Annotated in this window: 10 protein-coding genes; 9 read left to right on the top strand and 1 reads right to left on the bottom strand. The window is 72.4% G+C overall.

Translation table 11 applies throughout. From position 1 onward, the window contains the following. Window positions 1–2: 2 nt before the first annotated feature. The 4 genes from pth to mfd all read left to right on the top strand — a co-directional run bounded on the left by pth (window position 3) and on the right by mfd (window position 5,941). The gene (pth, locus tag DEU32_RS00500; RefSeq protein WP_058742290.1) at window positions 3–587 is read left to right on the top strand and encodes an aminoacyl-tRNA hydrolase; all 585 of its coding nucleotides are present in this window, start codon (window positions 3–5) and stop codon (window positions 585–587) included. After that, a complete protein-coding gene (locus DEU32_RS00505; protein ID WP_114848898.1) occupies window positions 584–766 on the top strand; it encodes a hypothetical protein in 183 nt (60 codons plus the stop codon). The genes pth and DEU32_RS00505 overlap by 4 nt, the downstream gene beginning before the upstream one ends. A 99-nt stretch (window positions 767–865) precedes the next feature. Further along, window positions 866–2,230 (top strand): hypothetical protein, encoded by a 1,365-nt coding sequence (locus DEU32_RS00515; RefSeq protein ID WP_147281382.1) that lies wholly within the window; start codon window positions 866–868, stop codon window positions 2,228–2,230. Between the two features lie 99 nt (window positions 2,231–2,329). Further along, complete coding sequence (gene mfd / locus DEU32_RS00520) at window positions 2,330–5,941, top strand: transcription-repair coupling factor (RefSeq protein ID WP_114848901.1); 3,612 nt, start codon at window positions 2,330–2,332, stop codon at window positions 5,939–5,941. A gap of 149 nt (window positions 5,942–6,090) precedes the next feature. Here the strand turns inward: mfd and nhaA are convergent, their stop codons facing one another. Beyond that, on the bottom strand, window positions 6,091–7,269 hold the full coding sequence (nhaA, locus tag DEU32_RS00525) for a Na+/H+ antiporter NhaA (RefSeq protein WP_181819149.1): 1,179 nt from the start codon (window positions 7,267–7,269) through the stop codon (window positions 6,091–6,093). 99 nt (window positions 7,270–7,368) lie between these two features. On the opposite strand from nhaA, the gene DEU32_RS00530 reads away from it, so the two are divergent. From DEU32_RS00530 to DEU32_RS00550, 5 genes are all read left to right on the top strand, one after another. After that, complete coding sequence (locus tag DEU32_RS00530; RefSeq protein ID WP_181819150.1) at window positions 7,369–8,016, top strand: MazG family protein; 648 nt, start codon at window positions 7,369–7,371, stop codon at window positions 8,014–8,016. A gap of 412 nt (window positions 8,017–8,428) precedes the next feature. Continuing rightward, window positions 8,429–9,673 (top strand): histidine--tRNA ligase, encoded by a 1,245-nt coding sequence (gene hisS / locus DEU32_RS00535; RefSeq protein WP_114848903.1) that lies wholly within the window; start codon window positions 8,429–8,431, stop codon window positions 9,671–9,673. A 79-nt stretch (window positions 9,674–9,752) separates the two neighbouring features. Further along, window positions 9,753–11,036 carry a phosphopyruvate hydratase gene (eno, locus tag DEU32_RS00540; protein ID WP_058728084.1) on the top strand — a complete coding sequence of 428 codons (1,284 nt, stop codon included), beginning with the start codon at window positions 9,753–9,755 and terminating at the stop codon, window positions 11,034–11,036. Between the two features lie 396 nt (window positions 11,037–11,432). After that, on the top strand, window positions 11,433–11,990 hold the full coding sequence (locus tag DEU32_RS00545; RefSeq protein ID WP_114848904.1) for a septum formation initiator family protein: 558 nt from the start codon (window positions 11,433–11,435) through the stop codon (window positions 11,988–11,990). A 35-nt stretch (window positions 11,991–12,025) separates the two neighbouring features. Next, complete coding sequence (locus DEU32_RS00550) at window positions 12,026–12,574, top strand: DUF501 domain-containing protein (protein ID WP_114849163.1); 549 nt, start codon at window positions 12,026–12,028, stop codon at window positions 12,572–12,574. Window positions 12,575–12,591: the final 17 nt, after the last annotated feature.

The following is a 12,591-nucleotide window of genomic DNA, read 5'->3' on the forward strand; positions in this document are numbered from 1 at the left end:
TGATGACAGGAACGACCCTCGTCGTGGTCGGGCTCGGGAACCCCGGGCCCGGCTACGCGGGGAACCGGCACAACGTCGGCCAGATGGTCCTCGATGAACTCGCCGCCCGCATGGGTGCGACGTTCAAGAAGCACAAGACCCCGAACCAGGTCGCCGAGGGGCGCCTGGTGCCGGGCGGCCCGAAGCTCGTCCTCGCGAAGCCCGGGTCGTTCATGAACACCTCCGGTGGTCCGGTCTCGAGCGTGCTCGGGTTCTACAGCGCCACCCCGGCCGACCTCGTCGTCGTGCACGACGAGCTCGACCTGCCGTTCGACACCGTCAGGCTCAAGGGCAGCGGCGGGCACGGCGGGCACAACGGCCTCCGCGACATCATCAAGGCGACCGGCACGAACGAGTTCACCCGGGTGCGGATCGGCATCGGCCGGCCCCCGGGACGCCAGGACCCCGCCGACTACGTGCTCCGCGACTTCTCGCCGACCGAGAAGAAGACGCTGCCGAACCTGCTCGCCGACGGCGCCGACGCGGTCGAGGCGATCGCTGAGCTCGGGCTCCTCGCCGCGCAGCAGCGCGTCCACGCTCCTTCGTGACCCCGGTCCTGCTGGCGGCGAACGGGCTCGTGCAGACGATCACGATCGTGGTCGTCGCCGTGGTCGGCCTGACCTTCGTGCTCACGGCCCGAGTCCTCACGCGAGGCGCGGTGCAGCCCCCGGACGACCACACGCGGCTCCCGGAACAGCCCGCGGACCTCGAACCCGGCAAGGACTGACCGCTGCGCCTCGGTCCCCGAACTGGGGGACTACGCCGTCCCCCGCCGATCAGTACGGTCGGCGCCGGGGGAAGGTCCTCCACGAGGGGGGGGGCCACCATGCACCGCACCGTCCGCGAGCCCGAGGGCGACGCGACCGTACGACCCAGCACCAGCGGAGGCCATCCCGCCCGTCGCGGTTCCGCCCGTCGCGGTCCGGGCATCCTCCTCGCAGCCGGTGCCGCGGCGGTCGCCGTGGTCCTCGCCGGGGCCGGCGTCGCGCTGGCGGACCCGGGCGCGACCGTCGTCGAGCGCTGGACGCCGCTCCGTGCGGACTCCTCCGCACCGCCCGTCGCGTCGACCTTCGCCGCGCCGAACGACGTCCACGTCGACGCCGACGGCTCCGTCCTGGTCGCGGACTTCGCCGGGAACGGCGTCCTCCGTCGATCGGCCGACGGTGTGTGGAGCGTCGTCGCCCCCTTCGGCACCGGGCCGCGAGACATGTGGAACCCGTCCGCCCTGGCGACGACCGCGGACGGCCGGGTGCTGGTCGCGGAGGCCGGTCGACCCGCCCTGGCGACGGTGGACCCGGGAACAGGGGCCGTCACACGACAGGATGCCCCGCCGGTCCGAGGGCAGGTCAGCGGCCTCGCCGTCGACGGTGCGACCGTGTTCGCCGCGGTGCCCGGCAGCGGTGCCCTGTGGACGGCGCCGCTCGGCTCGGACACGTGGACGACGGTGGACGGCCCGTGGCGGGACCCGTCCGGCGTCGCCCTCTCGGACGACGGCACGGTGCTCACGGTGGCGGACGCCGGTGTCGACGACGTCTGGCAGGTCGACCGCGAGACCGGGTCCGCGGTGGCGCTCGGGTTCCCGGGCGAGCCGGGCAGCACCCTGCGCGGCGTCGCCGTCGACCACGGCGACGTGTTCGTCGTGGACAACGGCGAGGGCAGTGTGTGGGCGAGGGTGCAGGGCTCGTGGCGGGTCGCCGTCTCTACCGCGCCGGACGGGTCGCCGCTCGTCGACCCGACCGGCGTCGCCGTCGGAGCGGACCGCTCGCTCGTCGTCGCCGACTACAACCGGCAGCGGATCGTGACGGCGGCGTCCTCGGGACGGGTGGCCCCCGCGCCGACCGCGGTCCCGACGTCCTCACCCACCGGCACCCCGACCACCACCGTGCCGGACGGTGACCCGACGACCGCGCCGCCCGTCGGTGCGACGAGCCGTCCCTCCAGCGTCCCCTCGGCGTTCCCCTCCGGGTCCGTCGCCGCGGAGCCGACCGCGTCGACGACGGGTGACGCGGGACGGGCCGGTCCCGTGCCTCCCGGCTCCGGCCCGTCGCGGCCGGCACCCATCGACGGGCCGGACCACGCGCGTGCCCTGGCCTGGACCGGCAGTGCACCGGTGGTCCCCGTTCTCGTGGTCTCCGGGCTCCTGCTGCTGCTCGGGGCGGCCGGCGTCGTGATCCGCCGCCGCCGGGCATGAGGCGCGGCCGGCCCATCGCGACGTGGGTCGGACGCGCTCCGTGTTCGCCGATCGCGCACGCCCCGACGCCTGTCGGAGGGCGCCGCTACCATCGTCTGAGTGACGATCTCGGGCATCATCCCTGCGCTCTCGCGCGCCTCCGCGTTCGATCGCGTCCTCCGCGCCGCCGGGCGTGACGCCGACTTCTCCGTCGTCGACGGCCTCCGCGTGCCGCTGCTCGCGGCGCTCCTGGCCGAGCGCGACGGCCCCCAGTGCCTCTTCGTGATCACGGCGACCGGGCGCGAGGCCGAGGCGGTCCGCGGTGCCTTCACGTGCACCGTGCCCGACGCCGAGGTCCTCGAGTTCCCGGCGTGGGAGACCCTGCCGCACGAGCGGCTCAGCCCGAGCGCGCAGACCGTCGGCACGCGCATCGCCACCCTCCGGAAGCTCGCCGCGTGGCAGGACGCCGCGCCGGCCGAGCGCCGCACGACCGTGGTCGTCGCGAGCGTCCGCGCGGCGCTGCAGCCCATCGCCGGCAACCTCACGTCGCTCGCACCCGTCGCGCTCCGCAGCGGTTCCCGCGGCAACGACCTCGGGCAGATCGCGTCGCAGCTCGTCGACCTGGCCTACGCCCGCGTCGACCTCGTGACCCGTCGGGGTGAGTTCGCCGTGCGCGGTGGCATCCTCGACGTCTTCCCCCCGGGGGCCGACCACCCGGTGCGCGTCGACTTCTTCGGCGACGAGATCGAGGCGATCAAGGCCTTCTCCGTGGCCGACCAGCGCACGACCGACGACGACCTGGGTGACGTCGACCTCACCGCATCCCGTGAGCTCCTGCTGAGCGACGACGTGCGGCAGCGGGCGCGCGAGATGCTGCACGAGTTCCCGAACCTGTCCCAGATGCTCGCGAAGATCGCGGAGGGCATCCCGGTCGAGGGCATGGAGTCGCTCGCACCGGCGCTCGTGCAGGACCTCGTCCCCGTCACGAGCTACCTGCCGGACGCCGCGACCGTGGCCGTGCTCTCCCCGGAGCGGGTCGCCGGGCGCGCGCACAGCCTGGCCGAGACGAACACCGAGTTCCTGCAGGCCGCGTGGAGCGCCGCGGTCGCCGGGGCACAGGCGCCGATCGACCTCGACGCGGGCAACTTCCTCACCGTGCAGCAGCTCAAGAACGGCTGCGGGGAGCGCACCTGGTGGACGGTCACGCCCTTCGACTCCGGGCTCGACGAGGGCGACCGCGACCGCGTGCTCACCGACGCCGAGGCCGCGGCCGAGGCGGGGGAGTACATCCGCGTGCGCGCCGAGGCCATCCCGAGCTTCGCTGGGAGCGCGGACGGTGCCGTCGAGCACGTCAAACACCTGGTCGACGACGGCTGGGCGGTCGTCGTCACGGCGCAGGGCAAGGGGCTCGTCGAGCGCGCGGTGCAGGTCCTGGCGGACGCCGGGGTCGCCGCCCGTGCCGGCGAGCTCACCGCCCCGCCGGAGCCGGGCGTCGCCGTCGTCACGACCGCCTCGGTCGAGGCCGGCTTCGCCACGCCGGACCCCCGGATCGCGCTCCTCAGCGAAGCCGAGTTCTACGGCCGCAGCGTCCAGCAGGGCGCCCGCACCGTCAAGAAGCTCGCGGCCCGCCGCAAGAACGTCGTCGACCCGCTGCAGCTCAAGGCCGGCGACGTCGTCGTGCACGCCACGCACGGCATCGGCAAGTTCGTGGAACTCGTCAGTCGCGAGGTCTCGAGCGGCGGCCGGAACGCCGTGAAGACGCAGCGCGAGTACCTCGTGCTCGAGTACGCGCCGTCGAAGCGCGGCTACCCGGGCGACAAGCTGTTCGTCCCCACCGACCAGCTCGACCAGCTCTCGCGGTACGTCGGCGGCGAGAGCCCGACGCTGTCGAAGATGGGCGGCTCGGACTGGGCGGCCGCGAAGTCGAAGGCGCGCAAGGCCGTCCGCGACATCGCGGTCGACCTGGTCAAGCTGTACTCCGCGCGCATGGCGTCGAAGGGGCACGCGTTCGGCCCCGACACCCCGTGGCAGCGCGAGCTGGAAGAGGCGTTCCCGTTCGCCGAGACCGCCGACCAGCTGACGACCATCGACGAGATCAAGCGCGACATGGAGCGCCCGATCCCGATGGACCGCCTGCTGTCCGGCGACGTCGGCTACGGCAAGACCGAGGTCGCGATCCGCGCCGCGTTCAAGGCCGTGCAGGACGGCAAGCAGGTCGCCGTGCTCGTCCCGACGACCCTGCTCGTCCGCCAGCACATGGAGACGTTCCAGGAGCGCTTCGCCGGGTTCCCGGTGCACCTCCGCGCACTGAGCCGCTTCCAGTCCGAGAAGGAGTCGAAGGAGACCATCGCGGGTCTCGCCGACGGCACCGTCGACATCGTCATCGGCACGCACCGGATCCTGTCGCAGAGCATTCAGTTCAAGGACGTCGGCCTCGTCATCATCGACGAGGAGCAGCGGTTCGGCGTCGAGCACAAGGACCAGCTCAAGAAGCTCAAGACCAACGTCGACGTCCTGGCGATGTCCGCGACGCCGATCCCGCGCTCGCTCGAGATGGCGGTCACGGGCATCCGCGAGATGTCCACGCTCGCCACCCCGCCGGAGGACCGCCACCCGATCCTGACCTTCGTCGGACCCCAGTCCGACCTGCAGGTCGCCGCGGCGATCCGGCGCGAACTGCTGCGCGAGGGCCAGGTGTTCTACGTGCACAACCGCGTCAAGGACATCCAGTCCGTGGCGTCGCACCTTGCCGAGATCGTCCCCGACGCCCGCATCCAGGTCGCCCACGGGCAGATGTCCGAGGGCGCCCTCGAGCAGGTCATGGTCGACTTCTGGGAGCGGAAGTTCGACGTCCTCGTGTCGACCACGATCGTCGAGACCGGCCTGGACATCGCGAACGCGAACACGCTCATCATCGACAAGGCGGACAAGTACGGCCTGTCCCAGCTGCACCAGCTGCGCGGTCGCGTCGGTCGTGGGCGGGAGCGCGGCTACGCGTACTTCCTCTACGACGCCGACAAGCCGCTGTCCGAGACCGCGCAGGACCGCCTCGAGACCATCGCCGCGAACAACGAGCTCGGCGCGGGCATGCAGGTCGCCATGAAGGACCTCGAGATCCGCGGTGCGGGCAACCTGCTCGGTGGCGAGCAGTCCGGCCACATCGCGGGCGTCGGGTTCGACCTCTACCTGCGGATGATCGGCGAGGCGGTGTCGCAGTTCCGCGGGGACGTCGCCGAGGGGCAGACAGAGCTCCGGCTCGAGATCCCGGTCGACGCGCACATCCCCGAGGACTACGTCGAGTCCGAGCGGCTCCGGCTCGAGGCGTACCAGAAGCTCTCAGCGGCCTCGGCCCCGACGGCGCAGCCCGAGGCGATCGACATGGTGCTCGACGAGCTCACCGACCGCTACGGCCAGCCGCCGCAGGCCGTGCTCACCCTGGTCGAGGTCTCCCGGCTCCGCCGGATGGCGCAGCAGGTCGGGCTGTCCGACGTGGTCGTGATGGGCTCGAACCTGCGGGTCGCCGGCAAGGAGCTCGCTGACTCGGCACAGGTCCGGCTCAAGCGGATGTTCCCGGGTGCGCGCTGGTTCCCGCAGCAGAACGCGTCGAGCATCCCGCTCCCCAAGCCGCACGGCGAGTCCCTGCCCGACGACGGCCTCATCCAGTGGGTGGAGAGCATCCTCACCGCCGTCTACGGGGCGTCGAAGACGCCGGCCGAGGCACCGGCCGCCTGAGCGGCGACCTCTGGACGACCGGGAGGCACGGTGCTAGCTGGCACCCCTTCCTCGCAGGCTCGGTCGGCGCGCCCCGCGCAACGCTTCGCGTTGCCGCTGAGCGGGGCGCGCCCGTCCGTCAGTGGGTCACCACCCGTGGGTCGTGACCGCTACTCGGTCGCCTCCGCCTCGAACAGTTCGCGCCGAGCGCGGTACCGCCGCGCACGCAGGCTGACGACGACCGCGGAGGCGACCATCGCGATGCCCGAGCCGACGAGGACGGCGAGGACGCCCTCGTCCAGGACCTCCTCGCTGCGCGCGAAGGCCAGTTCGTTCATGAGCAGCGACACCGTGAAGCCGATGCCGCCGAGCACCCCGACGGTGACGATCGAGCCGAACGACAGCGTCGAGCGCCCGGGCGCGCGGAAGGCCCGCGTCGCGATCGCGCCGAAGACGGTGATGCCGATGAGCTTGCCCACCGGCAGGGCCAGGACGACCGCCCAGAACGTGGGGGAGAGCTCGCCGAGGCCGACGCTCGGCACCACGACCGCAGCCGAGGCGAACGCGAACAGCGGCAGCACGACCGCGTTCGACCACGGCTCCACGCGCTCGTGCAGCACGTGGCCGGGCCGACGCGGGAGCACCAGGCCGAGGGCGACGCCGGCGATCGTCGCGTGCACGCCGGAGTGGTACACGAGCCACCACGTGACGAGGCCGACCGCGACCATCGCGAGGATGATCCACGCCTGACCGGTGCGTCCCGGGCGGAGCAGCCGCCCGAGCAGGGCGAACACGAGGAGTGCGACGACCGCGCCCCCGAGGGCGGCGAAGTCAGTGCCGTGTGCGAACACCACGGCGATGATGACGATCGCGATGAGGTCGTCGAGCACCGCCAGCGCGAGCAGGAACACCCGGACGGTCGAGGGGAGCCCGCGGCCGAACATCGCGAGGACACCGAGGGCGAACGCGATGTCCGTCGCGGTGGGGATCGGCCAGCCGTGCTGGTACGACGTGCCCGTGGTCACGGCGAGGTACACCAGGGCCGGGACGACCACGCCGCCGACCGCTGCGATCGCCGGGATCACCGCCGTCCTCGGGTTCGAGAGCTCACCCTCGAGCAGTTCGTGCTTCAGCTCGATCGCGACGAGCAGGAAGAACACGGCGAGCAGGCCATCGCTGATCCAGTGCGACACCGACAGGTCGAGACCGACCACACCCCACGGCGAGTGGGCGTCGAGCAGTCGTTCGAGGCCTGGACCGAGCGCGGTGTTCGCGACGACGAGGCCGAGGACGGCGGCGGTCAGGAGCGCGATCGCGCTGAAGCGGGGGGAGCGGACGAGTGCCAGCATGGATCTCCGGGTTCGGGGTACGGGTCGACGACCGTCGACCAGACTTCCCGACACACCATGGCCAGGCTACCGGACCGGCCTGCGTGCGAGCATGGCGCCATGACCGCCGTGGAGGACCTCGTCACCGTCGTCGACCGACTGCTCGCGCCAGAGGGTGGGTGCGTCTGGAACCGGGCGCAGACCCACGCCTCGCTCGCGCGGTACGTCGTCGAGGAGTCGTACGAGCTGGTCGACGCGATCGACGCCGACGACCGCGATGAACTCCGGGAGGAGCTCGGCGACGTGCTGTACCAGGTGGTGTTGCACGCGGGGCTGTCGGCGGCCGCCGGGGGCTTCGACCTCGAGGACGTGGCCGCCGGGGTCCGGGACAAGATGGTCCGCCGGCACCCGCACGTGTTCGGGGACGAGCACGCCGACACCGAGGACGAGGTCGTGCGCGTCTGGCGTGCGGCGAAGGCGGCGGAGAAGGCCGGGCGACGGAGCGCGTTCGACGGGGTGCCGCGTGCGATGCCGCCGCTCGAGCGGGCTGTGAAGCTGCTCGAGCGGTTGGACGAGCGGGGGGACGCGGGGGCGGTGGTCGAGCGGGTCGGAGCCGGCGGTTCTGCTGCTCACCCCGGCGCGGACGAGCGGTGGGGGATCGAGATGCTCGCGCAGGTCGCGGCGGCACGGGCTGCGGGGGTGGACCCGGTGGCGGGACTCCGTGCTGCGGTGGCGCGGCTCGAGGAGGTCGGGCGCGAGGGGGAGTGACGGGCGTGTGCAGGCCAGGGCGATGCTCGCGACCGGGCGTCGCGCCGGCGACTGACGCGTCCGGGAACGACGGGCCCGGGAACGACGTGCTCGGGAACGACGCGTCCGGGAACGACGGGCTCGGGAACGACGTGCTCGGGAACGACGCGTCCGGGAACGACGCGTCCGGGAACGGAGAAGCGGGCGTCCTCCCAACCCGAAAAAGGAGGACGCCCGCGAGCGGGCCACGGCGCGCCAGGGAACGCGCCGACAGGGACACCCGCTCGAACCGCGGGGCCTGTTGCAGCACATCGGCCCCGCGAACGGCCCGGTGATCGGATCAGGAGACCACCGGACCGAGGTTCTGCATGCAGAGTATCAGTAGGTCGGCACTCGTGCAAGCGCGGCGTCGGACTCTGGCAGGATTGCGGGCATGGCGACGACCGTGACGGCTCCCCGTGGCATGCGTGACTTCCTCCCCGCGGAGAAGGCCCGTCGGGAGCACGTCCTCGGCGTGATCCGGGGCGTGTACGCGCGACACGGGTTCGACGAGATCGAGACGCCCGTGGTCGACGACGCCGCACGCCTGCACTCCGGTCTCGGCGGCGACAACGAGAAGCTCGCGTTCGCGGTCATGAAGCGCGGACTGTCCACCGAGGACCTGCAGCAGGCTGAGGCGCCGCTCGACCTCGCCGACCTCGGGCTGCGGTTCGACCTCACGGTCCCGCTCGCCCGCTTCTACGCCTCCCACCGTTCGGAGCTGCCCACGGTCTTCCGCTCGGTGCAGATCGCGCCCGTCTGGCGTGCCGAGCGCCCCCAGAAAGGCCGCTACCGCCAGTTCGTGCAGTGCGACATCGACGTGCTCGGCGAGCCCGGGCAGCTCGCCGAGATCGAACTGATCCGTGCGACCACGGCGGCGCTCGACGCCCTCGGGATCGCGGGCACGACGATCCGGATCAACGACCGTCGGATCCTGCTCGGGCTCCTCGCCTCGTGGGGCATCACCGAGCCGGCGACGGCGGACCGGGCCCTCATCACGATCGACAAGCTCGACAAGATCGGAGCCGACGGCGTCGCAGCCGAACTGCGCGAGGTCGTCGGGGCCGAGCTGCCCGGGCTCGAGGACACGATCCGTGCGCTCGAGTCCGCCGACTGGGACGCGGTCCGGGGTGCTGCCTGGCTGGAGCCGGACGCGTTCGCCGACCTCCTCCGCCTGCGGGAGGCCCTGCCGGGGGTCGACCTGCGCTTCGACCCGACGCTCGTGCGCGGCATGGGGTACTACACGGGGACGATCTTCGAGGTCGCGCACCCGGACTTCGGCTACAGCCTCGGCGGCGGCGGCCGGTACGACGGCATGATCGGCCGGTTCCTCGGCCAGGACGTCCCGGCGGTGGGCTTCTCGCTCGGCTTCGAGCGGCTCGTCGACCTCGTGACGCTCCCGGAGTCCGCCGAGTCCGACGCCGTCGTGCTCGTGCACGACAAGGACGTCGACCCGGTCCGGCTCGCCGCGCTCAAGGCCGAGGCGCTCGGGTCGCACCGTCGGGTCCGCCTGGAGCGCCGGACGAAGAACACCAAGAACCTGCTGGCCGGACTCGCCGCCCAGGGCTTCGACGCCTTCGCCACGGTGCGCGCCGACACCGAGACGCTCGACGGCGTCGAGTTCCGTCCACTGGCCTGACGCACGACACCTCCGCTCCGCCGCGCGTCGGTAGGATCGGACCCGCAAACACCACCACCGAACTCGTAGGGAGTACCCCGTGGCCCAGATCGATGCCGTAGGAGCACGCGAAGTCCTCGATTCCCGAGGCAACCCGACGGTCGAGGTCGAGGTCCTCCTCGACGACGGCGTGGTCTCGCGCGCGCTCGTCCCGTCCGGTGCATCCACCGGCGCGTTCGAGGCGTACGAGCTCCGTGACGGCGACGCGAACCGCTACGGCGGCAAGGGCGTCCTGAAGGCCGTCGACGCCGTCCTCGACGAGATCGGCCCGGCGCTCGAGGGCTTCGACGCCACCGACCAGCGCCTCGTCGACGCCGCGCTCATCGAGCTCGACGGGACCGAGAACAAGTCGCGCCTCGGTGCGAACGCGATCCTCGGTGCCTCGCTCGCCGTCGCCCGCGCCGCCGCCGACTCGGCCGACCTGCCGCTGTTCCGCTACCTCGGCGGCCCGAACGCGCACACGCTGCCGGTCCCGCTGATGAACGTCGTCAACGGTGGTGCCCACGCGGACACCAACGTCGACATCCAGGAGTTCTTCCTCGTGCCCTACGGCGCCGAGAGCTTCTCCGAGGCGCTCCGCTGGGGCGTCGAGACGTACCACGCCCTCAAGGGCGAGCTGAAGAAGCAGGGCCTCGCGACCGGCCTGGGCGACGAGGGCGGCTTCGCCCCCGAGCTCGCCTCGAACCGCGCCGCGCTCGACTTCCTGCTCGCCGCGATCGAGAAGGCGGGCTTCACCCCGGGCAAGGACATCGCGCTCGGCCTCGACGTCGCCGCGACCGAGTTCTTCCACGACGGCAAGTACGCGTTCGAGGGCAAGCAGCTCTCGAGCGAGGAGTTCACCGGGTACTTCTCGGACCTCGTCGCGAACTACCCGCTCGTCACCATCGAGGACGCCCTGGCCGAGGACGACTGGGAGGGCTGGAAGCACCTCACGGCCGAGCTCGGCTCGAAGCTCCAGCTCGTCGGCGACGACCTGTACGTCACGAACCCGAAGCGCCTCCAGCGCGGCATCGACGAGCAGGCCGGCAACTCGATCCTGGTCAAGGTGAACCAGATCGGCACGCTGACCGAGACCCTCGACGCCGTCTCCCTGGCGCACCGCCACGGCATGACCGCGATCCTGTCGCACCGCTCGGGCGAGACCGAGGACACCACGATCGCGGACATCGCGGTCGCCGTCGACGGTGGGCAGATCAAGACCGGTGCCCCGGCCCGTTCGGACCGTGTCGCGAAGTACAACCAGCTCCTCCGCATAGAAGAGGAGCTCGGCGACGCCGCGGTCTACGCCGGCCGCACGGCGTTCCCGCGTGCAGCCGCGCTGTAACCCACGACACCACCGAGACGCCGTCCTCCTCCGGGAGGGCGGCGTCTCGTCTTTCCCGGGCTCTGCCCCCGCCCGTCGCGCGGGCCACATCTGGCACGCTCGGCCCCGAGCGGCGACAGGTTTCGCCCGCTCGACGGACCACCGGCGGCGTGTTGTGCCCGCTCGGGCCGACGGGGGTGACGGGGGCGACGGCGCGGCGGGGAGCACGGGCGGGAGCACGGGCCACGGAGCGACAGGGTGACAGGACGATGGCGAACGCGGTCGGCGGAAGCGACCACACGCCGGGACGGGACCGGCGGGGCGGGCCGGCACCGCGCCTCCAGGCCGGCTGGGAGGCGACCCCACGCCCGCGTGCCGGTCCCGGTCCGACCCGCCCAATCGGGTTATCGTCGTGACGTGCCCAGCCAGAAGCCCCGCGTCCGCCGCGTCCCCGTGGCCATGCCGGCGACCGGCGGCCACGAGCAGCCCTGGTACCGGACCATCCGGTTCTCCGGGTTCAGCCTGCTCATGCTCGCGATCATCGTGCTGTTCGTCGTGGTGCTCGCCCCCTCGCTCCGGACGCTCGTGCAGCAGCAGGAGCAGATCGCCCAGCAGCAGCGCGAGGTCGCCGCGCAGAAGGCCGACGTCGCGCAGAAGAAGCAGGACGTGGCCCGCTGGGACGACCCGGCGTACATCGAGGCGCAGGCCCGCGACCGGCTGCTCTACGTCTACCCGGGCGAGGAGAGCTACCTCGTGATGGGGTCCGGCGAGGGCCCCGGGGACACGAAGGCCCGCACCGACTCGGGCAGCCCGGTGAGCTCGACCGTGCAGACGCCGAAGGTCGACTGGGTGCAGGCGATGCTGTCCTCGGTGCTCGAGTCCGGGCTGACGAAGAAGACCACCGACCAGCTCGTCGCACCGGACGTCTCGGGCACCGGCGACCCCACGGGCGCGGCCACCAGCGACACGAAGTAGGCCGAGCGCCGGGACTCGGGTAGGCTCACGTGCCCGTGACGACCCCTCCCTTCGACCCGCCCTCCGAGCACGACGTCCAGGTCGTGTCGGCGCAGCTCGGCCGACCGGCGCGCGACGTCATCGGGATCGCGGCACGCTGCGTCTGCGGCAACCCCACCGTCGTGTCCACGAAGCCGCGGCTGGGCAACGGCACCCCGTTCCCGACGCTCTACTACCTGTGCCACCCGGCGGCCACCGCCGCCGTGAGCACCCTCGAGGCGAACCAGGTCATGCCGGAACTGGCGGCCCTGCTCGAGGACGATACCGTGGCGGCGCAGTACCGTGCCGCGCACGAGTCCTACCTGGCCGACCGTGAGTCGATCGAGCACGTCGACGAGATCGACGGCATCAGCGCCGGTGGCATGCCCACCCGCGTGAAGTGCCTGCACGCGCTCGTCGGCCACGCCCTCGCTGCCGGACCCGGCGTCAACCCCATCGGCGACCTCGCGCTCGAGCGCATCGAGTGGTCGCCCTCCCGGTGCGAGTGCCGGGCGTATGATGGCATGGCAGACGCCGGAGTCGGGGCGGGTGGCGGCGAACTCTGACCAGCCTCCCGGCAACC

It is taken from the genome of Curtobacterium sp. AG1037 (assembly GCF_003349855.1).
Classification (GTDB): domain Bacteria; phylum Actinomycetota; class Actinomycetes; order Actinomycetales; family Microbacteriaceae; genus Curtobacterium; species Curtobacterium citreum.